Source organism: Dactylosporangium thailandense, assembly GCF_059739745.1.
The window spans coordinates 10,412,407-10,435,721 of record NZ_AP029195.1 but is presented as its reverse complement, the minus strand read 5'-3'; the positions used below and the strand labels follow the sequence as shown (position 1 = coordinate 10,435,721).

The window sequence follows — 23,315 nt, the reverse complement described above, 5'->3', positions numbered from 1 at the left end:
ACAATATCGTCACGAAGACGTGTCGGTGTAGCGGAGGAGCACCGGGAATGCCGCTCCGAGCAGCACCGCCACCACAGCGGCGGCGATCCCACCCGCGACCCACGAGAATGTCGCGCCCGTCACGTCGGCCACCGAGCCGGCCCGAAGGTCACCCAGACGTGGGCCTCCGGCGACCACGGCGAAGAAGACGCCCTGCAGCCGCCCGCGCATCGCGTCGGGCGCGCTGAGGAGCACGGTCTGGCGGTACACCCCGCTGATCATGTCCGCGGCACCGGCCAGCGCCATGAAAGCTACACACGCCCACAGCCACGGGACCGCGCCGGCCGCCGCGACCGCGAGCCCCCAGCCGACCACGGCCCCGACGAGCGCGATGCCGCGGCGGTGCACCCGGTTGATCCAGCCCGAGGTGAGCCCGGCCAGCACGGCGCCGATGGCGATCGAGGAGTACAGCCAGCCCAGGGACGATTCCCCGAAGCGCTGGTCGGCGACGACCGGGAACAGCGCCTTGGGCATGGCCAGCACCATCGCCGCGATGTCGATGGCGAAGGTGAGCAGGATCAGCCGGTGCCCGGCCAGGAAGCGCAGCCCGACCCCGATGTCCCGCAATCCGGCGGAGCCGCCGCGGGCCGACTGCGCCTCCACCGACGAGGCCTGTGTCGCCTGACTGTGTCGCTCGCCGGTCGGCGGGAGGGCGGGCAGGCGCAGGGCGGCCCACAGCACGACGGTGAACAGCACCGCGTCGACGGCGTAGGCGGCCGAGAAGTCGAACGCGGCGATCACCACCCCGGCGCCCACCGGGCCGCCGATCGCGGCCACGTTGGACACGGTGAAGCCCAGCGTGTTGGCCGAGGCCACCTCCTCCGGGCCGACCAGCGACGGGATGATGGCCTGGCGCACCGGGCTGTTGATGCCGAACGCGGCCGACTGGGCGGCGATGAGCCCGAGCATCAGCCACGCGTTGTCCAGGTGCAGCACGGCCTGGGCGAGCAGTCCGAGCGTCGTGAGCCACATCAGCACGGAGCTGGCCACCAGCACCTTGCGGCGGTCGTACGCGTCCGCGATGGCGCCGCCCCAGATCGAGAACACGATGAGCGGGACGAGGCCGACGAAGCTGGCCACGCCGACCCAGAGCGCGGACTTCGTGATGGCGTAGACCTGCACCGGCACGGCGACCGCGGTGAACTGCACGCCGAAGAAGCTGACCGCGTTGCCAACGAAGATGCGGCGGTACGGCCCGTGGCGCAGCGGCCGCACGTCGATCGCGTGCCGCCGCAGCCAGCCCTGCGGCTCCCCCTGCTGCTGCTCGTCCTCGACCGCGGTCACGGCGCGAGCCGCTCGACCTTGGTGGCACCCTCCGCGATGACGAACCGCAGCCGGTCGTGCAGCCGGCTGCCCCGGCCCTGCCAGAACTCGACCTCGTCCGGCGCGACCCGGAACCCGCCCCAGTGCGGCGGCGCCTCGATCGGCCCGTCGCCGAAGCGCTCCTGGGCCGCCGCGAGCCAGCGCTCGAGGTCGGCCCGGGCGCCGATGACCGTCGACTGCGGGCTCGCCCAGGCGCCGAGCTGGGCGCCGCGGGGGCGCACCGCGAAGTACTCCTCGGTCTCCTCGCGCGGCACCTTCGTCACCGTTCCGCTCACGATGACCTGCCGGTGGAGGTGGTACCACGGAAAGACGAGCGTGGCCCTCGGGTTCCCGGTGAGATCGTGCCCCTTGTGCGATTCGTAGTTCGTGAAGAACGTGAATCCGCGCCGGTCGTATCCCTTGAGCAGCACGGTGCGCGCGGACGGCCGGCCCTCGGCGGAGGCGGTGGCCAGCAGCATCGCGTTGGGCTCCGGAAGGCCGGCCTCGACGGCGTCGGCGAACCAGGTGGCGAACTGGTCGAACCAGGTCGCGGCGAGTGTCTCCTCATCCAGCTCGCCGGAGTACTCCGTGCGCATGCGCGACAAATCTTGCGGTGATGTGCTGGGTCTCACGCTCACATCCTTCCTCCGGAGATCGAATTTGCGTGAAGATGTGTCATGTAGGACACATCTGAGCCACCGTTCAGTCGGCAGCGACCGCGTTCCGGGGCGAAGATGGCTGGGAGTTGACACCCCGATTTCACGCAGGAGTGAGTCATGTCCGATTTCAAGCCGGGACTCGAGGGCGTGATCGCCTTCGAATCCGAAATTGCGGAGCCCGACAAGGAAGGCGGCGCCCTGCGCTATCGCGGGGTCGACATCGAGGATCTCATCGGCCAGGTGTCCTTCGGCAACGTTTGGGCATTGCTCGTCGACGGGAAGTTCGGGCCGGGCCTGCCGCCCGCCGAGCCGTTCCCGGTACCGGTGCACTCCGGTGACATCCGGGTCGACGTGCAGTCCGCGGTCGCCATGCTGGCGCCGTACTGGGGCCTCGGCCAGCTGCTCGACATCGAGACCCCGCAGGCCCGCGAGGACCTCGCCCGGGTCAGCGTCACCGCGCTGTCGTTCGTCGCGCAGGCCGCCCGCGGCCTCGGGCTGCCGGCCGTGCCGCAGAAGGAGATCGACAAGGCCGAGACCATCGTCGAGCGGTTCATGCGCCGCTGGCGCGGTGAACCCGACCCGCGGCACGTCAAGGCGGTCGACGCCTACTTCATCTCGGCCGCCGAGCACGGCATGAACGCCTCCACGTTCACCGCCCGCGTGGTCGCCTCCACCGGCGCCGACGCGGCCGCGTGCATCTCCTCCGGGATCGGCGCCCTGTCCGGCCCGCTGCACGGCGGCGCGCCGTCGCGGGTGCTCGGCATGATCGAGGCGGTCGAGCGCTCCGGGGACGCGGAGGGCTACGTCAAGGGCGTCCTGGACCGCGGCGAGCGCCTGATGGGCTTCGGCCACCGGGTGTACCGCGCCGAGGACCCCCGCGCCCGCGTGCTGCGCCGCACCGCCAAGGAGCTCAACGCCCCGCGCTTCGAGGTCGCCGAGGCCCTGGAGAAGGCGGCGCTGGAGGAGCTGCACGCCCGCCGCCCCGACCGCGTGCTCGCCACGAACGTGGAGTTCTGGTCGGCCGTCGTGCTCGACTTCGCCGAGGTGCCGGCGCACATGTTCACGTCGATGTTCACCTGCGCCCGCGTGGCCGGGTGGAGCGCCCACATCCTGGAGCAGAAGGAGCTCAACCGGCTGGTCCGGCCGTCGGCGAAGTACGTCGGCCCGGCCCCGCGCAAGCCGCAGGACGTCGAGGGCTGGGACCGTATCCCGCACGGCGTGTAGCGGTCCGGAGCGAAGCGGAGGAGCCGCTACACCATAAATGCAGCTCCCGCACGCCGCCGTAGCGAAGCGGAGGCGGCGTGTGACGCTCGTTATTTTTTTCGGGGGTGCGGCGGAAAAGTGGCAGGATCCGCGAGGTACCCGCTGCCGCCGCATCCCGGGAGAATCTCCATGGCCGAAATCCGCATTCCCGACGAGATCAAGCCCAAGGACGGGCGCTTCGGCGCCGGCCCGAGCAAGGTGCGGCCCGAGTCCGTGCAGGCTCTCGCGGGCGTCGCCTCGACGTGGATGGGGACGAGCCACCGCCAGAAGCCGGTCCGCGACCAGGTCGCCCGGCTGCGGCGCGGCCTCGCGGAGCTGTTCAGCCTGCCCGAGGGCTACGAGGTGGTGCTCGGCAACGGCGGCAGCACCGCGTTCTGGGATGTCGCGGTCTTCGGCCTGATCCGGGACCGGGCCCAGTTCGCCAGCTTCGGCGAGTTCGGCGCCAAGTTCGCCTCGGCCGCCAAGAAGGCCCCGTTCCTCGGCGAGCCCACCGTGATCAAGGCGGACCCGGGCACCGGCGCGTTCCTGCGCGCCGAGGAGGGCGTGGACGCGTACTGCTCGCCCCAAAACGAGACCTCGACCGGCGTCGCGGTGCCGGTGCAGCGGCTGCGCGGTACCGATGAAGGCTCTTTGCACCTGACCGACGCGACCTCGGGCGCCGGCGGGCTCGACGTGGACGTCAGCCAGACCGACGTGTACTACTTCGCGCCGCAGAAGGGCTTCGGCTCCGACGGCGGCCTGTGGATCGCGCTCATGTCGCCGGCCGCCATCGCCCGGGTCGCGGAGATCAAGGAGTCGGGCCGCTACATCCCCGACTTCTTCGACCTGCAGACGGCCATCGACAACTCGCGGCTCGAGCAGACCTACAACACCCCGGCCCTGGCCACCATCTTCATCGCCGCCGAGCAGGTCGACTGGATGCTGGCCGGCGGCGGGCTCTCCTTCGCGGCCAAGCGCAGCGAGGAGTCGGCGTCGCTGCTGTACGGCTGGGCCGAGCGCTCCAGCGTGGCGACCCCGTTCGTCACCGACCCGGCGGTGCGCTCCAACGTGGTCGGGACCATCGACTTCGCCGACTCGATCGACGCGGCGGCCATCTCGAAGGCGCTGCGGGCGAACGGGATCGTGGACACCGAGCCGTACCGCAAGCTGGGCCGCAACCAGCTGCGCATCGCGATGTTCCCGGGCGTCGACCCGGCCGACGTCGAGGCGCTGACCGTGTGCATCGACTACGTGATCGAACGGCTCTGATCTGCTGACTTCGGGGTTTCTCTCGGCGCGGCGGACGTCTTTCCAGCTAGGGTTGCCGTACTGTGACCAGCAGGCGCCGGCCGATGGCGCCTGAAGCGGGTGGGACGGAGGCACGCGATGCGGCCTGTGCGATTCGTCGCCCTCTCGGAGGACGGCCAAGCGTTCGTCCTGGCCGACGAGGTAGGGCGGCTGCTGGCGCTGCCCATCGATGAGCGTGTCCAGGGTGCCCTGCGCCCGGATCACGGCCACCATCCGGTCAGCGTCGCCGAGACCGGCTCGTCCCAGCTCGCGCCCCGCGACATCCAGGCCCGCATCCGCTCCGGCGAGTCGGCCGAGGAGGTCGCGCGGGTCGCCGGCGTGCCCGTGGACCGGGTCCTGCGCTACGCGGGCCCGGTGCTGCAGGAGCGCGCCATGCTCGCCCAGCACGCCCGGCGCACGCGGCTGAAGACGTCGGACCGAGGCTCGTCCCTGGCCGAGGTCGTCGACACGCGGCTCGGGCAGCACGGGATCGACACCGAGAAGATCTCCTGGGACGCGTACCGCCGCGAGGACGGCACGTGGCGGATCACCGCGACGTGGCCGAGCGGCAAGGCGACCGCCCAGGCCGTGTGGGAGCTCGACAAGGCCCGGCAGCTGGTCGCGCCGCACGACGACATGGCGCAGTACCTGTGCACCGAACGCGGCCCCGGCGTCCTCGGCCAGGAGCCGCCCGCGCCCGAGCGCGCGCTGCCCAGCCGCGGCGAGACCAGCCGCGGCGACCTCGGGCTGCGCCCCGACGCCGTGCGCAGCGGCGGCCACGAGCCGATCCGGCCGGCCGCGCCCGAGCGCCGCCCCGGCGGCCGCGGGCTGGGCAACGACCCGATCCGCGCCGGGCGCGACGCGCTGCTGGCCTCGCTGGACCGCCCGCTCGGCTCGCAGCCGGGCGAGGAGGCGGCGCCGGTCGTGACGCCGCCGGCCAAGCACGACAACCGGGCCCGCGGGGCGGCCGCGCTCATCGGGCGCTCGCCGTTCGACGAGGACACCGACCAGAGCAAGGAGGTGCCGGCGGTTCCCTCGCTGGCCGTCCTGCGCCCGCGGCGGAACACGACCTCGGCGGCCGGCCCGGTGGAGCAGCCCTCGGCGACGACGGAGAAGCCGCGCAAGCGTCTTCCGAGCTGGGACGACGTCCTGTTCGGCGGCGCCCCGGCCGCTCGGGAGACCTCCTGAGTAGGTTGGTGTGCATGGAGTACACCAACCTGGGCCGGACCGGCCTGTCCGTCAGCCGCCTCTGCCTGGGCACCATGAACTTCGGCCCGAAGACCACCGAGCCGGACAGCTTCGCGATCATGGACCGCGCGCTGGAGCACGGCATCAACTTCTTCGACACCGCCAACGTGTACGGCTGGAAGATCGGCGAGGGCATCACCGAGACGATCATCGGCAACTGGTTCGCCCAGGGCGGCGGCCGGCGCGAGAAGGTCGTGCTGGCCACCAAGGTCTACGGCAAGATGCAGGAGTGGCCGAACGGCCAGGGCCTCTCCGCGCGCCACATCATCGCCGAGGCCAACGCCTCCCTGCGGCGCCTGCAGACCGACTACATCGACCTGTACCAGATGCACCACATCTCCCGCAGCACGCCCTGGGAGGAGATCTGGCAGGCCATGGAGGTGCTCGTCGCGCAGGGCAAGGTGTTGTACGTCGGGTCGTCCAACTTCGCCGGCTGGCACATCGCGGCCGCGCAGGAGTCCGCGAAGTCCCGCCACTTCCTGGGCCTCGTCGCCGAGCAGTGCATCTACAACCTCATGGCCCGCACGGTCGAGCTCGAGGTGCTGCCGGCCGCCCGCCAGTACGGCCTCGGCGTCATCCCGTGGTCCCCGCTGCACGGCGGCCTGCTCAGCGGCGCCCTGGCCAAGCTGGCCGCGGGCTCGGCGGGCCGCAGCGGCGAGGGCCGCGCGGCCGAGGACCTGGAGAAGCACCGGCCGGCGATCGAGCAGTTCGAGAAGCTGGCCGCGGAGCTGGGCGCCGACCCGGCCAACCTGGCCCTGGCCTGGCTCCTGGCCCAGGACGGCGTGACGGCCCCGATCATCGGCCCGCGCACCCAGGAGCAGTTGGACAGCACGCTGGGCACGCTGGAGCTGAAGCTGGAGCAGTCCACGCTCGACCGCCTGGACGAGCTCTTCCCCCCGGTCGGCAAGGGCGGGCCCGGTCCCGAGGCCTGGGCCTGGTAGGTCTCTGCTCTCTGTTCTCTGCTCTTGGCCTCCTGGCGCTGCCGCGGCCGTCCGCCTGTCGCAGGTTTCCTTGCAGGCGGACGGCCGTTCTCCTTTATTGCAGGCGGACGGCCGCGAGCACGTCATATTCGGGTTGTGGCCCGAGATGGCTCCGCATCAGTCGTACCTCGTCCAGCCGCCATGCGGGCCCCCGGTACGCGGCGAGCACCTCGAGATCCACCGCGAGCTCCTCGGCCCCGACAACGGTCCCGGGCCTCGCGATCGTCACGTGCGGCTGCCAGTCCCGCCGGTCGAACGGCAGCCGGTGCCGCCGCAGCGCCTTGCGCACCGCGGCCCCGAGCCGCCGCAGCGCCACCCCGTCGTCCTCGGTCTCGATCTCGGCGACGAGATGCTTGAACTGCCTGCGCCCGAGCGTCCTGCCCCCCGCGATCCGGACGGTGGGCGCCGGGACGGTGACAAGCTCCTCCAGCGCCTCGGTAGCGGCGACCTCGTCGTCGACGTCCCCGATGAACGCGACGGTGAGATGCCACCGCTCGGGCGCGGCGAGCCGGACGGACCGCTTCCGGGGCCGGGCCACCGCCAGCCCGTCGACCACGCGCGCGAAGTGCTCGCGCACCTCAGCCGGCGGGTAGATCGCCATGAAGACCCTCAACCGCTCTCCGCTTCCAACTCGGACGGCCCCCGGTTCAGCGCGACTGCGCACTCGCATTGCGCAACACGAGCCCGGCCCGCTGCAGCTCCCCCTCGACCCGGAGCCGCTCGACCTCGAGGTCGATACCGGAGAGCTCGCCGAGGTGCTCCTCGACGTCGAGCTGGGCGCAGGCGACGTGCAGTCCCTCGTCGTACGCCTCCTGCACCGCCACGAACCACACCCTCGACCGCATCGCGACGCTCTCGCGGAGCCGGTTGAGCCGCCGCAGATCTCCGGCCACCTGCTCGATCGGCGGCCCGACGGCCCGCTCACCCCGATCGCGCGCGTCACCGGCTCCGCGACCGACCCGGTTGAGCCGCCGCCAGCCGACCCGCGCCCGCTCCGCCCCCGACTGCTCCGGCCGCGACTCGTTCCAGCGCCGGCGCGACTGCGCCTCGTACCGGCTCTGGGCGCGCTCGTCGAGGCGGTGCCGGAGTCGCTTGGGCAGCAGGCGGCGGATCAGCTCCCAGCCGCGGGCGAGCACTTCGTCGGCCGACATGAGCAGCGCGCAGATCAGGCACGGAGCAACGGCGATCAGCCCAATGACTCCGGCCACCAGCAGGCCGTGCAGCACGCCCACGAGATGAGACTAAGCTCACACGAGAACGATCGCCACCGATCCCAGGACTTCACCCGGGTCAACCTTCGGCCGATAAATACCGGGTTGGGCGGTTTCGGGGAGGGTGACCGCGACGCGAGGGGTCGCGGCCACGGCGCGGCGGAGGAGGATGAACCGGGGCGCCATGCGTCAGGCGGCGCGAGAGGTCGAGACCGCCGCGCGGCAGATGGGCGGGCGGCGGCAGGAGCCCCGGGGGCCGCGACGCGGGCGGAGGATGAGCCGCGGCACCGCGAGGTCGACGCCAACGCGCGGCAGATGAGCGGGCGGCGGCAGGAGCCCGCAGGAGGCACGACGCGGGCGCACGACGGTGGCCGGGCGGGTTCCAGTCGGAGCGGGTCACAAGCTGGCCGCCAGGGCCTCAAGCAGAGTCGGCGACTGTGGCCAGGGGCGCCGCGAGACAGGGCGGGACCGGCAGCCTTGAGGTTCCCGCGCACCCGGCCCGGTCAGGAGGCCCGGTTCCCGGCACCGAGCGCACCTGGACTCCGTCAGGCGGCCAATCCCCGGCACCGGCAGTTCCATGGACGCGGCCTGGGCAGGCGGCCAAGTGGGGTGGTCAGCCTCGCGGATAGCGAATTCGGGTCGAACAGGGCGGCGAGCCGGGAGCGGATGCCCGGCACGAAGGGAGTGCCCGGCGGGAGATCGGTGCCTGACGCGAAGTGGCTGCCGCGCGCAAAGCAGGTGCCCGGCGGGGAATCGGTGCCCGACGAGGAAGGGGCACCGCTCGCGAAGCTGGGGCCGGGCGCGGAATGCGGGCCGGGCGCGGAGCGGGGGCCGGGCGCGGAGTGGCTGGTGAGGCCGGGTCGGCGGCGCCCCCTCGTCGTCGCCTGCCCGGCCTCACTGCCAGGGTCCCGGGGTTCGCCGGGACTGGGTTACTGCGTGCCGGCCCGCAGCAGGGATCGGAGTTCTGCGATGGCCTCCTCGTCACCCTTCACCTCGATCGGGGAATGCGCATCGGTCGTTGGGGTCGATTCGCGTGCCCAAAGCCATCGCAGCAAGGGGACCGGAGAGGCCGTTACCGTCGCGGCCGGCGGAGGGTCGAGCGGCGAGCCGTCCAGCGGGGTCACCACGGCGCGGCCGTCGGTCGCGCGCACCAGCCAGGAGCGGGCGGGAACCGGGGCGGACGCGGAAGTGGCGGGCGACGCCGGGTCGCCGGAGGGCGAGGGTGAGGGTGAGGAGGCGAGCATGCGCACCTCCACCGCGTGGCCCTTGGCCTGCTCCATGACCTTCTCGAACTCCTCCGGCCAGGCGTCCGAGGCGTAGCCGACGAAGATCTCCAGGACCTCGGCCACGCCGTCGGCGGCCAGGTCCTCGGCGATGGGGGCCGGGTCGATGACCTTGTGGGCGAACTCGGCGTCGAGGCGGTGGATGACTGTTTCGAGGGCCATGCGGCGGATCCAGAACTTCACCGTCTGGTCGGGCGTGTAGAAGGTCGGCACGGCGTCGGCGTCGTGGCGGCGGGAGAACTCGTGGGTCAGGGCGCCGTAGGCCCGGTCGAGCAGGGCGATCGGGGGCTCGGTCAGGATGTCCTCCGGCGGCCAGGGCGTCGGCCAGTCGCCGGCTCGCATGAGCTCGGCCTTGTGCAGGTAAACCTGGCCGACGTGGCGCACGAGGTCTCCTACCGTCCAGGGCAGGCAGGTGGGGACCTTGGCGGTCAGCCCGGCCCCGGCCACCTCGCGCAGGCGCATGTAGTCGGCGGACAGGCACTGCAGCAGTCGCGATCGCTCCATGACCGTGACTCAACCACATGGGTACGACAAAAACCGTCGCAGCCGCATCGTGCCGGTGCCAACGCCGTGACCAAGTGCGCGTTCGGTGAAACGGACCGCAGGCCCGATCTAGCGCACGGCGGGACGAACCGCCGGCACGCCCGCGGCGCGCTCGTGGACGTGCAGGCTCGGGCGCGGGCGCCAGGCCAGGTGGATGCGGCCGCGGACCCGCCGGAGCTGGAGCACGCCCAGGATCACCGTCGCGACCAGTGAGATCAGGCCGCCCGTCCAGAGCCCCGAGCGCGGGCCGAAGCGCTCCGCGCACCAGCCGATGATCAGCGCGCCGATGGGGGTGGTGCCAAGGAAGACGAGCACGTACAGCGCCATCACCCGGCCGCGGAAAGCGGCGTCCACGCCGAGCTGGACGCGCTGGTTGGCGGCCTGGGCGAAGTAGATCATGAAGAAGCCGGTCGGCAGGAGCAGGGCCACCGCGATCACGAAGTTCGGGGCCAGCCCGACCAGCGACTCGAAGCCGGCGAAGAGGATGGCCGCGGCGAGCACGCGGTAGACCGACGGGCGGATCCGGCGCCGGGAGCTGGCCAGCGCGCCGGCCAGGGCGCCGATGGCCATCGCGGTCGTGAGCAGCCCGAAGTACTTCGCGTCTACGTGGAACTCGACGCGCGCGAGCACGGCGAGGGTCAGCTGGAAGTTGAACCCGAAGAGGCTCACGAGAAACACCAGCAGGATGGCGAGGCTCAGGTCGGGACGCTGCCGGACGTACCGCAGCCCGTCGATCGTCCGCGCCTCGCTCGCGGCCAGCGCGTCGCGCTCGACGCGGAACAGCTCCGCGGGGCTCATCCGGGCCAGCGAGACCAGCGGGGCCGTACACAGTACCGCGGTGAGCAGGAAGATCGGGCCGGTCTTGTCGTGCAGGGCCGCGATGATCATTCCGGCGACGGCCGGCCCGACGATGCGGGCGGTGTTGAACGTCGCCGACGACAGCGACAGCGCGTTGGGCAGCAGCTCCTTGCCGACCAGCTCGGAGACGAAGGACTGGCGCACCGGGGTCTCGATCGCGCTGATCGCCCCGAACAGCGCGGCGGTGGTGAACACCCACCACAGGTTCGCGATCCCGGTCACGACGAGCATGCCGAGCAGGGTGGCGACGATCGCGGAGCCGGCGTTGGCGAACAGGAGCAGGCGCCGCTTGTCGAAGCGGTCGGCGAGCTGGCCGCCGTACAGGGTGAGCAGGAGCACCGGCGTGAACTGCAGCGCGGTGACGACGCCGAGCGCGGATGCCGAGTTGTCGGACAGCTGCAGGACGAGCCAGTCCTGCGCGGTGAACAGCATCCAGGTGCCGAGAAGCTTGATGAGCTGGCCGATGGTGAACAGACGGTAGTTGCGGACCTGCAGTGAGCCGAACGTGGTCCCTCTCATGCGCTGCGCCCGATCCTCCCCAATATCTCGGCGGCCTTGGTGAGCACCTCGCGCTCCTCCGGGGTGAGGGCCATGAGCTGCTTGGCGAGCCACTCGTCGCGGGTGCGGCGGTGTTCGGCCACGACGGCGCGACCCGACTCGCTGGCGGCGAGGATGACCTGCCGCCCGTCGGTCGGGTGCGGCGAGCGCTGGACGAGACCGCGTTCCTCCAGCTTCGCTACGATCTTGGTGAGAGTGGGCGGCTGCACCCGCTCGTGCTCGGCCAGCTCCCGCGGCGTCAGCGCGCCGGCGAGTTCCAGGCTCGTGAGGGCCGACAGCTGCGTGATCGTGAGGTCGCCCATGGGGCGGGCCTGTCGCAGGCGGCGGTTGAGGCGGGTGATGCTGTCCCGAAGGGCCGCCGCGAGCTGGGCGGCGGCGAGTCTGGGCACGCGAACCATCACGATAGTTAGCTTACCTAATGAGCCTTGCTAACGACTTGTGCGTTGGATCACCGGTGGCCCTGCACGGGCGGGACTCGGACGGGTACCGTGTGCGCGTGACCACGCCGCCCAAGCCGCTCGACCCGCCGATGGTGCCCTTCGCCGTCGCGGGCATCGGACTGTGGATCGTCGCCGCGCTGATCATGCTGGCGTTCCGCGACGACCTGGCCGCGCACGGCCACGGCAACTGGCTCGGCATCGCCGTCGCCGGCGCGCTGTGGGGCATCCCGGGCCTGCTCACGATGGTCGTGCACGACCGGAACCGGCGCCGGCGACGGGCGGCCGCGGGCACGTCCGATTCCTTCAAGACGGACGCCTCCGCCGCCCCCTAGCTTGGGGCCATGAGACTGAACGTATTCGGCCTGGTCGTGGCCGACATGCCGCGCTCGCTCGCCTTCTACCGCCGGCTCGGGCTCGACGTGCCCGCGACCGAGGACGCCAGCCCGCACGTGGAGTACGTGCTCGACGGCGGGGTCAAGCTGACCTGGGACACCGTCGAAACCATCCGTTCGTTCGACCCCGAATGGACGACCCCGGTCGGCGGGAACCGCATGGGGCTCGCGTTCGAGTGCGAGTCGCCGGCCGAGGTCGACAAGGTGTACGCCGAACTGGTCGCGGCCGGCTACGCGGGGCACAAGGAGCCCTGGGACGCGTTCTGGGGAATGCGGTACGCCGTGGTGCACGATCCGGACGGCGTCGGCGTCGACCTGTACGCCGGGCTCTGAGGGCTCGGGACGCCCGTGGGCGAGCGCCGGTTCTTGCCACCGCGGAGGCCGGGATTCCTGGCGGGAGCGACGGTCAGTTACTGACGCGGACCCGAGCCATGCACCAGCTCTTGCATCGTCACCCCGGCGAGCGCCTTGACGTCGCGTGCGAGGTGGGCCTGGTCGGCGTATCCACTGCTCACGGCCACCGTGGCGAACGCCACCCCGCCCCGCGCCAGGTCCAGCGCGGCCCCGAGGCGCAGGATGCGGGCGAGCGTCTTGAGGCCGTACCCGTACAACTGCAGCCCCCGCCGATGCAGCTGCCGCTCGCTGAGCCCGACCTCCGCCGCGATCCCGGCCACCGTCCGCCCCGCGCGCAGGCGGGACAGCAGCCGCGGCGCCAGCGGATCGGGCGCACGATCCGCGGCGAGCAGCGCGGACTCGAGCACGGCCGCGGGGTCGGGCGCCTCGTCGAGCCGCTCGGTCAGGCGCCGCACGCGGTCGGAGGGCCAGAGGGCATCCAGCGGTACCCGCAGGTCACGCACCTCGTGCGCGGCGACCCCGAGCACCGCCGGGCCCTGGCCGGGCGCGAACCGCACCGCCACCGAGCGCGACCCGGCCGCAACGCCGGTCAGGTGCGCCACGGTGTCCGGTCCGGCGACGATCAACCCGCCCGGGCTGTGGATGACATCCATGCAGCCGTCGGGCAGGATCCGCTTCGAGCCGCCCTCCCGCGCGCGGTGGCGCCAGACGACCGCGCCGCGCAGCCGCGACGCTCGCTCCGCGTAACCGAACTCAGCCGTGTCCATAGGGCTCGGCCGGTTCGTCGCCGTCGACCGAGCCCGGGGCCCGGCTCACCGCGACCGCCTCGACCTCGCTGTCGTCGAAGACCGTCGGCAGCTCGTCGACCGCCTGGACCTGCTCGACGAGCACCTCGGAGTGCGCGCCGCAGCCGTGGTCGGCCGAGACCACCTGGGCGTCGTCCGGCGCGTACTCGTTGCCGCACACCCCGAACGCCAGCCGCAACGAGCCCGCGAGCTGCAGGTAGAAGCCGCACGAGCCGCACCGGGCCGCGGCCGGGGCCGCGACGGAGATGGGCGCGTTGGGGCCGCGGTCGCCGTCATACCACCGCTGGGCGGCGTCGAGGCGCCCGTCGCGGGACATCACCCGGGTCCGGCCGAGGCCGAGCTCCCAGTTGACCTCCTCGACCGCGGGGTCGTCGGACTCCACGTAGCCGGGCTGCAGGCGCGAGTCGTCGGCCGGGGTCGGCAGCAGGTCGCCGACGCCCAGGTCGCCGGGCTGGAGGCGCTCCTGCCACGGCACCCACTCGGGCGCGCGGAGCGCGTCGGGGCCGGGCAGCACCGTCGACTCGCAGATCGTGACCTGCTTGCTGCGCGGGATGCGGGTGACCGTGACGGCCCAGCGCCAGCCCCGGTATCCGGGCAGGCCACACTCGAAGAAGTGCGTGACCAGGCGTTCGCCTTCTGCGACAACGCCCAAATGGGCGCCGATGTGGTCGGGGTCGACGACGTCGAGCCCCTGCCGCGCGACCTCGACCGCGTCCGTCAGGACCTGGTCGGGCTTGGCGGCACGGCCGCTTCCTCGCGTGGGCGCAGTCGAGGCAGTCACAGCTCTATTCTTCCTCATCGCCACGCCCGGCGAGCACGGCGGCCCCGGCGCGCCCCGAAACTGTCGTACCCATGGTTCAGGATGGTGGCATGTCGGTGATTCGAGGAGTGGCCCAGACCGTGGTGACCACCGTGCGCGCGGCACGGGTCGCAACGGTCGGCACCACGCGCGCGGGCCGATACCTCGGACGCAACCTGCTCCGCGTGCGCGAGCGCGGGGCCGGCGGCGAGACCGGCATGCTGCGGCTGCTCGACCTGCACGCGGCCTCCTGCGCCGGCGACACCCTGGTCGCGCTGGGCCTGGCCGGCACGGTCTTCTTCTCGGTGCCGGCGGGCGAGGCCCGGGGCCGCGTCGCGCTCTACCTCCTCGTCACGATGCTGCCGTTCGCGCTGCTCGCCCCGGTGGTCGGGCCGGTGCTCGACCGGTTCCGCCACGGCCGCCGATACGCGCTCGCGGTCACCATGCTGGGCCGGGCCTTCCTCGCCTTCATGCTCGCCGACCACCTGACGAGCTGGCTGCTCTATCCCGCCGCGTTCGGCATGCTCGTGCTGTCCCGCGCCTACGGCGTGGCCCGCAGCGCCGCCGTGCCCCGGGTCCTGCCGCCGGGGCTCGGGCTGTCGGAGGCGGGCGCCCGCGCCTCGGTGTTCGGCACGTTCGCGGGCGCCATCGCGCTGCCGATCGGGCTCCTCGCCGGGCAGTTCGGGCCGCAGTGGCCGCTGCGGGTGTCGATCCTGGTCTTCATCTTCGGCATGGTCACCGCGCTGCGCCTGCCGCCCCGCGCCGACTCCGACCCGCCCGAGACGATGCCCAGGGTCCTGCGGCCGTCCGGGCGCGGGGTCAAGGTGCTCAGCGGGCGCGTGGTCGTCGCGGCGCTGGTCGGCAGCGCCACGCTGCGCGGGCTCTACGGCTTCCTGACGCTCTATCTCGCCTTCGCCATCAAGGAGGGCACGCTCCCGGTCAAGCTGCTGGCCTGGCAGCTCTCCGAGCAGGTGGCGGTCGTCGTGGTGGCGGGCGCGCTGGGCGTGGGCTCGTTCCTCGCCACCGCGATCGGCACCCGGCTGCGCATCCACCGGCCCGCGCTGCTGCAGGCCATCGGGATCGCGCTCACCGCCTTCGTGGCCATCCTCGCCGCCGACCGCGGCTCCCTCGGCACGGTGGCGCTGCTGTGCCTGTTCACGGCGATCGCCAGCGGCCTGGCCAAGCTCGCCGTGGACGCCTCGATCCAGGAGCGCATCGACGAGAACGTGCGGGCGAGCGCGTTCGCGCACTCCGAGACGCTGCTCATGATCGCGTGGGTGATCGGCGGCGCGATCGGACTCATCCCGTTCGGCGGGGCGTGGGGGCTGCTCGTGGCCGCCGCGTTCGTGATGCTGGGCGCGGTGCGGGCGCTGTGGGCCGCCGTGGTCCTGCGCAAGGAGAGGCTGCGCGGGGCGCCGCCGGACGTGCCCGACGCCACCGAGGCGCCCACGGTCCCGGCTCCGGCCGCACCGGCGGCGCCGGCCTCCAAGGCGACGACGGTGCCGCGCCCGGCGAGCGCACGCGACGATGACGGGGCGAAGCGGCGGTTCGGGTTCGGGAGGCGGCACGAGAGCCCCACCGCGCCGGCAGCGGCTCCCGCACCGACCGCGACCGAGACGAAAAAGATGCCGGCCGCGACCGAGACGAAGAAGATGCCGGCGGTGGACGTGGAGGACGGTTCGCCGCTCGCACCACCGGGGTACACGCTGTATCGGCCATCGGGGACGGACCCGACGGCCCGGCTGGAGGACGACGGGCGATGAGGGCGTTGCTGGGGTATTCGAGGGCGTTGGTCGTCACGGCGGTCGAGGCCGAGCGGGAGGCCGTGCTCGCCGGGCTCGGGCTGGGGTCTCAGGGCTCCGAGGCCCTGGAGGACGGCTCGCCGGTCGTCGTGGTCGCGGGCGGGGTGGGTCCGGCGGCGTCGGCGGCGGTCGCCTCGCAATACCTGACCACGGCCGCGCATGTGGGCCCGGCGTTCGACCTGGTGCTGTCGACCGGGATCGCCGGAGGGTTCGCCGGGCGGGTCGAGATCGGCGGGCTGGTGGTCGCGACCGAGTCGATCGCGGCGGATCTCGGGGCCGAGGGGCCGGACGGGTTCCTGAGCGTGGACGAGCTCGGGTTCGGGTCCTCTCGGATCGATGCGGACTCGCAGCTGCTGCGGTCGCTGCGGATGGCGTTGCCGGAGGCCGTCGGGGGGCCCGTCCTGACGGTGTCGACCGTCACCGGGGCGAGCTCCGACGGTCTGCTGAAGCGGTTCCCGGACGCGGTCGCCGAGGGGATGGAGGGGTTCGGGGTCGGCTCGGCCGCCAAGCTCTGGCCCGGGGCGGCGTTCGGGGAGATCCGGACGATCTCGAACGCGGTCGGGCCTCGGGATCGGGCGGCCTGGAAGATTCCGCAGGCCCTGGACCTGCTTCGTCAGGTGTTCGCCGTGATCCGCTGATCTTCGCCCGGGCCGCGCGGGGTCCGATCTGCTGTGTCGTAAGGGTCACAGGTGCTCTTTTGGTGCTTGGGGTGCGGTCCTGCGCGTTCGGTCTAGATTCGGGGTTGTGACGCTTTCGCTCGCTTTTTCGCCGTGTCCCAATGACACGTTCGTCTTCCACGCGCTCACGCACGGGCTCGTGCCCGGGGCGCCGGCGTTTGACGTGACCTTTGCCGATGTCGACGTCACCAACACCGCCGCGCTCTCGGGGCAGTTCGACCTGGTCAAGGTCAGCTATGCCGCGCTGCCGTGGCTGCTGGACAAGTACACGCTGCTGCCCTGCGGCGGGGCGCTCGGGCGCGGCTGCGGGCCCCTCGTGCTGGTCAAGGACTCCGGCATAGCCTCCCTGGCCGGCAGGACCGTCGCCGTCCCCGGGGACCGGACCACCGCCTACCTGCTCATGCGGCTCTGGTCGGCCGCCGAGCCGCCGGCCCGCATCGAGGTCGTGCCGTTCGCCGAGATCATGCCGGCCGTGGCGGCCGGGAAGTACGACGCCGGGCTCGTCATCCACGAGGCGCGGTTCACCTACCAGCGGTACGGGCTGCACGCCCTCGCCGACCTCGGCGAGTGGTGGGAGAACGACACCGGGCTCCCCATTCCGCTCGGGGCGATCCTCGCGCATCGGGACCGTGTCGACCCGGAGCAGGCGACGGCCTGGATCAAGGAGTCGGTGCGGCTGGCCTGGGAGAACCCCGCGGCCAGCCGGGAGTTTGTGCTCGCGCACGCGCAGGAGATGGAACAGAGCGTCGTCGACCAGCACATCGCGCTCTACGTCAACGAGTTCACCTCGTCGCTCGGGCCCGACGGGCACGCCGCCGTCGACGCGCTGCTCAACCGGGCCGCGGCCGAGGGGCTGGTGCCCGCCACGCCGCTGGTCGGCGCCTGACCGTCAGAGGGGGCCTGCGGCCCCCTCTGAGCGGCGTCAGACCTCGAGTTCCCGGGCCACCAGGTGCACGGCCTCGGCCACGGTTCGGGACGTCTTGCGGTCCGGGAAGCGGCCGCGCTGGAGGTCGGGCTGGATCTTGGCCTCCAGGACCTTGATCATGTCCTCGATCAGGCCGTGGAGCTCCTCCGGCGGGCGGCGGCTCGCGACCGCGCGGGCCTCGGCGACCGAGGGCGGCGCGTCCAGCAACTTGACCTGCAGCGCCTGGCTGCCCTTGCGGCTCTCCACCACCCCGAACTCGACCCGCTGACCGGTCTTCAGCTCACCCACGCCGGACGGCAGCGCCGCCTTGTGCACGAAGACGTCTCCACCGTCGTCGCTGGTGAGGAATCCGAAACCCTTCTCCTGGTCGTACCACTTCACTCGACCCGTCGGCACGCTGCCCTGCTCCCCAGTGTCGGACCCGTCCCGGCGACCTCGCATCACACGTGGCACCCGGGATTGCACACCAAGGCTAGTCATCGGAAACGGCACGGCCAACCGAGATCATGCCTTGGAGAAACGCCGGAAACGGGCGCAGATCGGGGAACACGGCCGTGGCCCCGGCGGCCCGGAGCTCGGCGGCCGAGCACGGGCCCGAGGTGACGCCGACGACCGGAATGCCGGCCAGGACGCCGGCCTGCATGTCGGCCACGTGGTCGCCGACGTAGAGGGCAGCGCCGATGTCGCGCAGAACCTCGGCCTTCTGGGCGTGGAAGACGTCGCCGTAGACGTGGTCGACCTCGATGCCGAGGTGCGCGAGGTGGAGTTCCGCGAGGCGGCCGAGCTTCGAGGTGATGACCGCGATCCGGGCGGGCACCGCGCGCACCGCCGCCAGCGCCTCCAACGCCCCCGGGAGGGCCATCGAGGGCGATATGGCGTGCTCCGGGTAGAGAGACCGATAGATCCGAATAGCCTCGTCGACGCTTTCCGCGGGGAACCACTCCGCCATTTCCTCGCGCAGCGGCGGGCCCAGCCGACTGATCGCGAGGTCGGCGTCGACATGGACGCCGGTCGTCGCGGTGAGCGCCCGCCACGTTGCGGCGATGCCGAGCCTGGTGTCGAGGAGCGTCATGTCAAGGTCAAAGCCAATGACAACCGGTTGTTGAGACACTTTTAAGGATGCCCAGGTCACAGTGGGTATGCCATCGAAACACGCGCTCGACTTCCTATTGACGAGTGAGATCCAGGCCACTACCGTCACCTTCACTTTTAGGAAAGTTTCCTAAGAGACCATCCAGGAGACGCGATGAAACGATCCGTCCGCAACGGCCTCATCGTCGCCGCCGCTTTGGCGGTCGCGGGGGCCGTCGTGCCAATCGTCACGACCACCGCCAATGCCGCCGGCAACCTCAGCGCGACGTTCACGGTCGACCAGGACTGGGGCTCCGGCTGGGGCGCCACCTACAAGATCACCAACGGGACCTCGAGCACGATCAACGGGTGGACGCTCGAGTTCGACCTGCCCGCGGGCGGTCAGATCACCAGCTTCTGGGACGCCGACGTGACCCGCACGGGTCAGCACTACGTCGCCACGAACAAGTCCTGGGCTTCGACCCTGGCCGCGGGCGCGACCTTCAGCTGGGGCATGAACGGCTCCGGCGCCAAGCCGCCGACCAACTGCAAGATCAACGGCGTGGCCTGTAGCGGGGGCTCGCCGACCACGGCGCCGCCGACCACCACCAAGCCGCCGACGACCCCGCCGGTGACCACCTCGCCGACGACCAAGCCGCCGACGACCCCGCCGCCCACCACGACCACGCCGCCGGCCGGCGGGAGCAAGAAGGTCGTCGGCTACTTCGCGGAGTGGGGCGTCTACGGCCGCAACTACCACGTGAAGAACATCGAGACGAGCGGCTCGGCCGCGAAGCTCACCCACATCCTGTACGCGTTCGGCAACACCACCGGCGGGCGCTGCTCGATCGGTGACAGCTACGCGGACTATGACAAGGCCTACACCGCGGCCGACTCGGTGGACGGCGTCGCCGACACCTGGGACCAGCCGCTGCGGGGCTCGTTCAACCAGCTGAAGAAGCTCAAGGCGATGCACCCGGGCCTCAAGGTCATCTGGTCGTTCGGCGGTTGGACCTGGTCGGCCGGCTTCACGCAGGCCGCGCAGAACCCGACCGCGTTCGCGGACTCCTGCTACAGCCTGATCAACGACTCCCGCTGGGCCGGCGTCTTCGACGGCATCGACATCGACTGGGAGTACCCGAACGCCTGTGGCCTGCAGTGTGACGGCTCCGGCCCGAACGCCTACAAGAGCGTGATCGCCGCGCTGCGCGCCAAGTTCGGCACGTCGAAGCTCGTCACCTCGGCCATCACCGCGGACGGCAGCAACGGCGGCAAGATCGACCTCACCGACTACGCCGGTGCGGCCGCGAACCTCGACTGGTTCATGCCGATGACCTACGACTACTTCGGCGCCTTCAACGCGCAGGGCCCGACCGCCCCGCACTCGCCGCTGAGCTGCTACTCGGGCATCCCGACAGCCGGCTTCTGCTCCGAGGCGGCGATCACCAAGCTCAAGAGCAAGGGCATCCCGTCCAACAAGCTGCTCCTGGGCGTCGGCTTCTACGGCCGCGGCTGGACCGGCGTGACCCAGGCCGGCCCCGGCGGCACGGCCACCGGCGCCGCTCCCGGCACCTACGAGGCGGGCATCGAGGACTACAAGGTCCTCAAGAACAGCTGCCCGGCGACCGGTACCGTCGGCGGCACCGCCTACGCCAAGTGCGGTAACAACTGGTGGAGCTACGACACGCCGTCCACCATCGCCGGCAAGATGACGTACGCGAAGAACCAGAGCCTCGGCGGTGCGTTCTTCTGGGAGCTCTCGGGTGACACGAGCAACGGTGAGCTCATCACCGCGGTCAGCAACGGCCTGAAGTAACTCCGAGCGAGCAATCGAGGGCGGGCCCACCGGGCCCGCCCTCTTTTGTCGTACGCGCCGGTTAGCGTATGAGGCGAGATGACGACGATTTCGCTGGCCGACCATTTGCGCGCCCTGCCCGACGACGAGCTGACGGCGCTCATCCGGCTGCGCCCCGACCTGGTCATCCCGCCGCCGTCGGACTTCTCGGCGCTCGCGCACCGGGCCCAGTCGCGGGTGGCGGTGGCCCGCGCGCTCGACGCGATCGACCAGTTCACGCTGGAGATCCTGGACGCTTTGCGGTACACCCGCGTCGGCCACGGCTCGTCGGCCGAGTCGGTGCTGGCGCTCACCGCCCAGTCCGGCGTCGACGCGGTGCGCGTGCGCGCGGCGATCGACCGGCTGCGAACCTTCGCGGTGGTCTACGGCCCCGACCCGGCGCTGCGGATCGTGGGCGCCGTCGACGAGGTGTGCTCGCCCTTCCCGGCCGGCCTGGGCCGCCCCGCCGAGGAGCTCGACCCGGTGGCCGGCGCGCTGGTCGCCGACGCCGCCGGGCTGCGCCGCACGCTGCTGGCCGCCTCCCCCGCCGCCCGGGCCGTGCTCGACCGCCTCGCCGCCGGCCCGCCCGTCGGCACCGTCGCCGCGACCGCCCTGCTGCCCGACTCCGACTCGCCGGTGCGCTGGCTGGTCGAACGGCACCTGCTCGTGCCCGTCGGGCGCGACGCCGTGGAGCTGCCGGTCGAGGTCGCGCTCCTGCTGCGCCGCGAGGCCGGGCCGCTCGGGCAGCTGCACCCCGAGCCGCCGCAGCTGCAGACGTCGCAGCGCGACCCCGCCCAGCTGGACCGGGCCGGGGCCGGGCAGGTGCTGGAGCTGGTCCGCAACGCCGAGGCGCTGATCGAGACGATCGGGCAGGAGCCGCCTGCCGTACTGCGCTCGGGCGGCCTGGGCATCCGGGAGCTGCGCCGCTACGCCAAGACCGTCGGCGTCGACGAGCAGCAGGCCGCGCTGCTGGTCGAGATCGTCACCGCCGCGGGGCTGATCGGCGAGGAGATCATCGACAACAAGCGGGTCGAGAGCGTCTTCCTGCCCACCGTCGCCTATGACGCCTGGCGCGCGTTCGGCATCGCGGCCCGCTGGCACCGGCTCGCGGTGGCCTGGCTGACCATGACCCGCGCGCCCGCGCTCGTCGGGCAGCGCGACGACCGTGACCGCCCGCTCAACGCGCTCGCGCCCGAGCTGTCCCGCCCCGGCGCCCCGGCCCAGCGCAAGTCCGCCCTGCAGGTGCTGGCCGACCTGGCCCCCGGGCAGACCGCGGTGCCGGCCGGCGTGGTGGAGACCCTCGCCTGGCGCACCCCGCGGCGGATCAACCGGGCCACGTCGGCGGCGATCGAGGCGAGCCTGGCCGAGGCCGCGTTCGTGGGGCTGACCGGGTTCGGCGGGCTGACCGGCTACGGGCGGCTGCTGCTGGCCGAGCTCGCCGCCGAGGCGCCCGACCCCGAGGACCCGCTGGGGATCGGCTCGCCCGAGGGCTACGCGCTGTCCGGATCGGCCGCGCTGCTGGACACGCTGCTGCCGGCCCCCGTCGACCACGTGCTGCTGCAGGCCGACCTGTCCGCGATCGTCCCGGGCCCGCCCGAGCCGACCCTCGCCGGGGAGCTGGAGCTGCTCGGGCTGCAGGAGAGCGCCAGCGTGTACCGCATCACGGCCGAGACGATCCGCCGGAGCCTCGACGCCGGCTACTCCGCGGCCGACCTGCACGCGCTGCTCGCCCGGCGCTCGCGCACGCCGGTGCCGCAGACGCTCACCTATCTCATCGACGACGTCGCCCGCCGCCACGGCGGCATGCGCATCGGATCGGCGAACTCCTACGTGCGCAGCGACGACGAGTCGATGATCGCCGAGGTGCTCGCCGACCGGCGGCTGCAGACGCTGGGGCTGCGCCGCCTGGCCCCGACGGTGCTGGCCTGCCGCCACACGCCGGCCCGGCTGCTGGAGGCGCTGCGGGAGGCCGGATACCCGCCGGTGCAGGAGGACTCGACCGGCGCCGCGGTGCTGAGCCGGCCGAAGCAGCGCCGGGGGGCTCCGCGCCCGTCGTGGGCCTCGCGCGGGGTGGAGGACCCCACGGCGGCGGTCCGGCTCTCGGGGCCCCGGCTCGCCGGCGTCATCGAGCAGATCCGGCGGGGCGACGCGGCGGCCCGGGTCGCGCGGCGGGCGCCCGTGACCGTGCGCGCCAACGGGGCATCCGGGGCCTCGCACACGGAGGCGCTCGAGGTGCTGCAGCAGGCGCTGCGGGACAAGACCCGGGTGTGGGTGGGATACGTCGACGCGCACGGGGCCACCGCGTCGCGGCTCGTGCGGCCGGTGTCGATGGGCTCGGGCTACCTGCGGGCCGAGGACGAGCGCACGGAGATGCTGCACACCTTCGCGCTGCACCGCATCACCGGCGCGGTCCCGGAGTCGGAAAGCTAGTTCTCGGCCCGGGCCATGCCGATCACGGACACGATCAGCATGACGGCGGCCAGGCTGCCCACCGTCTCGCCGATGGCGTCGGTCAGCGGGCTCTTGAGCACCAGCCAGGAGACGAAGAACCAGCTCAGGGTCGCGAGGGCGACAACGGTGACGCCGAGCTTCTCCAGGTTGCTCATTTGCGCTTCCCACCGCTGCGGCGGATCGAGCCGACGATCGAGCCCAGGAGCATGAGGACGAGGATCGCGCCGAGCGACTCGCTCACCGCGGTCTCGACGTCCGTGTGCGCGACCCGATGGGAGAGCAGGAACCAGCCGACCGCCACCGCGAGAGCGGCGAATCCGCCGAACGTCAAGGTCACCCTCGGACGCATGCCTCGATGCTAGGCGGCCGGCGCGGGCCTCGACTCCGGTGAATTACCCGATGTTCGCCGGTCGCGGGATCGGACGTACGCGCTCGCCCCCGAACTCCATTCGAGCGCGTGCGTCCGGCTCCGCGGCGACGGCCGGCGAAGCCGTCAAAGTCTTGAACGCACGAGACGGGCCGTTTCGTTGCACGGGCATCCATCGTTCCCACTA

General features: G+C 72.2%; 24 protein-coding genes. 11 read left to right on the top strand and 13 right to left on the bottom strand.

Annotated features, from left to right (window positions below; all coding sequences use genetic code 11):
• Positions 1 to 9: 9 nt before the first annotated feature.
• Together AC6JBM_RS46565 and pdxH are read right to left on the bottom strand one after the other, a co-directional pair.
• Entirely contained in the window at positions 10 to 1,323 is a 1,314-nt protein-coding gene (locus AC6JBM_RS46565; RefSeq protein ID WP_497980057.1) for an MFS transporter, read from the bottom strand.
• A complete protein-coding gene (gene pdxH / locus AC6JBM_RS46560; protein ID WP_497980056.1) occupies positions 1,320 to 1,937 on the bottom strand; it encodes a pyridoxamine 5'-phosphate oxidase in 618 nt (205 codons plus the stop codon). Before pdxH ends, AC6JBM_RS46565 begins: the two co-directional genes overlap by 4 nt.
• Positions 1,938 to 2,117: 180 nt before the next feature.
• Here pdxH and AC6JBM_RS46555 point away from each other — a divergent pair, with 180 nt between their 5' ends.
• From AC6JBM_RS46555 to AC6JBM_RS46540, 4 genes are all read left to right on the top strand, one after another.
• Positions 2,118 to 3,224 carry a citrate synthase 2 gene (locus AC6JBM_RS46555; RefSeq protein WP_350619061.1) on the top strand — a complete coding sequence of 369 codons (1,107 nt, stop codon included), beginning with the start codon at positions 2,118 to 2,120 and terminating at the stop codon, positions 3,222 to 3,224.
• A 168-nt stretch (positions 3,225 to 3,392) separates the two neighbouring features.
• Positions 3,393 to 4,511 carry a phosphoserine transaminase gene (gene serC / locus AC6JBM_RS46550; RefSeq protein ID WP_497980055.1) on the top strand — a complete coding sequence of 373 codons (1,119 nt, stop codon included), beginning with the start codon at positions 3,393 to 3,395 and terminating at the stop codon, positions 4,509 to 4,511.
• A 117-nt stretch (positions 4,512 to 4,628) separates the two neighbouring features.
• Complete coding sequence (gene sepH / locus AC6JBM_RS46545; RefSeq protein WP_350619057.1) at positions 4,629 to 5,717, top strand: septation protein SepH; 1,089 nt, start codon at positions 4,629 to 4,631, stop codon at positions 5,715 to 5,717.
• Between the two features lie 14 nt (positions 5,718 to 5,731).
• The gene (locus AC6JBM_RS46540; RefSeq protein ID WP_350619055.1) at positions 5,732 to 6,718 is read left to right on the top strand and encodes an aldo/keto reductase; all 987 of its coding nucleotides are present in this window, start codon (positions 5,732 to 5,734) and stop codon (positions 6,716 to 6,718) included.
• A 94-nt stretch (positions 6,719 to 6,812) separates the two neighbouring features.
• Here the strand turns inward: AC6JBM_RS46540 and thpR are convergent, their stop codons facing one another.
• The 5 genes from thpR to AC6JBM_RS46515 all read right to left on the bottom strand — a co-directional run bounded on the left by thpR (position 6,813) and on the right by AC6JBM_RS46515 (position 11,599).
• A complete protein-coding gene (gene thpR, locus AC6JBM_RS46535; RefSeq protein WP_497980054.1) occupies positions 6,813 to 7,370 on the bottom strand; it encodes an RNA 2',3'-cyclic phosphodiesterase in 558 nt (185 codons plus the stop codon).
• Positions 7,371 to 7,404: 34 nt separating this feature from the next.
• The gene (locus AC6JBM_RS46530; RefSeq protein ID WP_497980053.1) at positions 7,405 to 7,989 is read right to left on the bottom strand and encodes a hypothetical protein; all 585 of its coding nucleotides are present in this window, start codon (positions 7,987 to 7,989) and stop codon (positions 7,405 to 7,407) included.
• Between the two features lie 908 nt (positions 7,990 to 8,897).
• Positions 8,898 to 9,755, bottom strand: a complete 858-nt coding sequence (locus AC6JBM_RS46525; RefSeq protein ID WP_497980052.1) for a maleylpyruvate isomerase N-terminal domain-containing protein — start codon at positions 9,753 to 9,755, stop codon at positions 8,898 to 8,900.
• Positions 9,756 to 9,863: 108 nt separating this feature from the next.
• On the bottom strand, positions 9,864 to 11,171 hold the full coding sequence (locus AC6JBM_RS46520) for an MFS transporter (protein ID WP_497980051.1): 1,308 nt from the start codon (positions 11,169 to 11,171) through the stop codon (positions 9,864 to 9,866).
• Entirely contained in the window at positions 11,168 to 11,599 is a 432-nt protein-coding gene (locus AC6JBM_RS46515) for a MarR family winged helix-turn-helix transcriptional regulator (RefSeq protein ID WP_350619045.1), read from the bottom strand. Before AC6JBM_RS46515 ends, AC6JBM_RS46520 begins: the two co-directional genes overlap by 4 nt.
• 140 nt (positions 11,600 to 11,739) lie before the next feature.
• Here AC6JBM_RS46515 and AC6JBM_RS46510 point away from each other — a divergent pair, with 140 nt between their 5' ends.
• Together AC6JBM_RS46510 and AC6JBM_RS46505 are read left to right on the top strand one after the other, a co-directional pair.
• Positions 11,740 to 11,982 (top strand): DUF2530 domain-containing protein, encoded by a 243-nt coding sequence (locus AC6JBM_RS46510; protein WP_350619118.1) that lies wholly within the window; start codon positions 11,740 to 11,742, stop codon positions 11,980 to 11,982.
• A 9-nt stretch (positions 11,983 to 11,991) separates the two neighbouring features.
• The gene (locus AC6JBM_RS46505; RefSeq protein WP_497980050.1) at positions 11,992 to 12,375 is read left to right on the top strand and encodes a VOC family protein; all 384 of its coding nucleotides are present in this window, start codon (positions 11,992 to 11,994) and stop codon (positions 12,373 to 12,375) included.
• Positions 12,376 to 12,452: 77 nt separating this feature from the next.
• Here the strand turns inward: AC6JBM_RS46505 and AC6JBM_RS46500 are convergent, their stop codons facing one another.
• Positions 12,453 to 13,163 (bottom strand): helix-turn-helix transcriptional regulator, encoded by a 711-nt coding sequence (locus AC6JBM_RS46500; protein WP_497980049.1) that lies wholly within the window; start codon positions 13,161 to 13,163, stop codon positions 12,453 to 12,455.
• On the bottom strand, positions 13,150 to 14,001 hold the full coding sequence (locus AC6JBM_RS46495; RefSeq protein ID WP_497980048.1) for a DUF3027 domain-containing protein: 852 nt from the start codon (positions 13,999 to 14,001) through the stop codon (positions 13,150 to 13,152). Before AC6JBM_RS46495 ends, AC6JBM_RS46500 begins: the two co-directional genes overlap by 14 nt.
• A gap of 71 nt (positions 14,002 to 14,072) precedes the next feature.
• Here AC6JBM_RS46495 and AC6JBM_RS46490 point away from each other — a divergent pair, with 71 nt between their 5' ends.
• From AC6JBM_RS46490 to AC6JBM_RS46480, 3 genes are all read left to right on the top strand, one after another.
• Positions 14,073 to 15,764, top strand: a complete 1,692-nt coding sequence (locus AC6JBM_RS46490; protein WP_497980047.1) for an MFS transporter — start codon at positions 14,073 to 14,075, stop codon at positions 15,762 to 15,764.
• On the top strand, positions 15,761 to 16,441 hold the full coding sequence (locus tag AC6JBM_RS46485; RefSeq protein ID WP_497980046.1) for a futalosine hydrolase: 681 nt from the start codon (positions 15,761 to 15,763) through the stop codon (positions 16,439 to 16,441). The genes AC6JBM_RS46490 and AC6JBM_RS46485 overlap by 4 nt, the downstream gene beginning before the upstream one ends.
• A gap of 106 nt (positions 16,442 to 16,547) precedes the next feature.
• A complete protein-coding gene (locus tag AC6JBM_RS46480; RefSeq protein WP_497980045.1) occupies positions 16,548 to 17,366 on the top strand; it encodes a 1,4-dihydroxy-6-naphtoate synthase in 819 nt (272 codons plus the stop codon).
• Between the two features lie 36 nt (positions 17,367 to 17,402).
• On the opposite strand, the gene AC6JBM_RS46475 is transcribed toward AC6JBM_RS46480, so the two are convergent.
• Together AC6JBM_RS46475 and AC6JBM_RS46470 are read right to left on the bottom strand one after the other, a co-directional pair.
• Positions 17,403 to 17,801, bottom strand: coding sequence for a cold-shock protein (locus tag AC6JBM_RS46475; protein ID WP_350619031.1), 399 nt, complete (start codon positions 17,799 to 17,801; stop codon positions 17,403 to 17,405).
• A gap of 76 nt (positions 17,802 to 17,877) precedes the next feature.
• On the bottom strand, positions 17,878 to 18,516 hold the full coding sequence (locus AC6JBM_RS46470; protein ID WP_497986693.1) for an HAD family hydrolase: 639 nt from the start codon (positions 18,514 to 18,516) through the stop codon (positions 17,878 to 17,880).
• A gap of 135 nt (positions 18,517 to 18,651) precedes the next feature.
• On the opposite strand from AC6JBM_RS46470, the gene AC6JBM_RS46465 reads away from it, so the two are divergent.
• Both AC6JBM_RS46465 and AC6JBM_RS46460 read left to right on the top strand, forming a co-directional pair.
• Positions 18,652 to 20,292 (top strand): glycosyl hydrolase family 18 protein, encoded by a 1,641-nt coding sequence (locus AC6JBM_RS46465; RefSeq protein ID WP_497980044.1) that lies wholly within the window; start codon positions 18,652 to 18,654, stop codon positions 20,290 to 20,292.
• A 78-nt stretch (positions 20,293 to 20,370) separates the two neighbouring features.
• Positions 20,371 to 22,740, top strand: a complete 2,370-nt coding sequence (locus AC6JBM_RS46460; RefSeq protein ID WP_497980043.1) for a helicase-associated domain-containing protein — start codon at positions 20,371 to 20,373, stop codon at positions 22,738 to 22,740.
• Here the strand turns inward: AC6JBM_RS46460 and AC6JBM_RS46455 are convergent.
• Both AC6JBM_RS46455 and AC6JBM_RS46450 read right to left on the bottom strand, forming a co-directional pair.
• Positions 22,737 to 22,916 (bottom strand): hypothetical protein, encoded by a 180-nt coding sequence (locus AC6JBM_RS46455; protein ID WP_497980042.1) that lies wholly within the window; start codon positions 22,914 to 22,916, stop codon positions 22,737 to 22,739. The two genes, AC6JBM_RS46460 and AC6JBM_RS46455, sit on opposite strands and share 4 nt — an antisense overlap.
• Positions 22,913 to 23,110 (bottom strand): hypothetical protein, encoded by a 198-nt coding sequence (locus AC6JBM_RS46450; RefSeq protein WP_497980041.1) that lies wholly within the window; start codon positions 23,108 to 23,110, stop codon positions 22,913 to 22,915. The genes AC6JBM_RS46455 and AC6JBM_RS46450 overlap by 4 nt, the downstream gene beginning before the upstream one ends.
• Between the last annotated feature and the right edge of the window lie 205 nt (positions 23,111 to 23,315).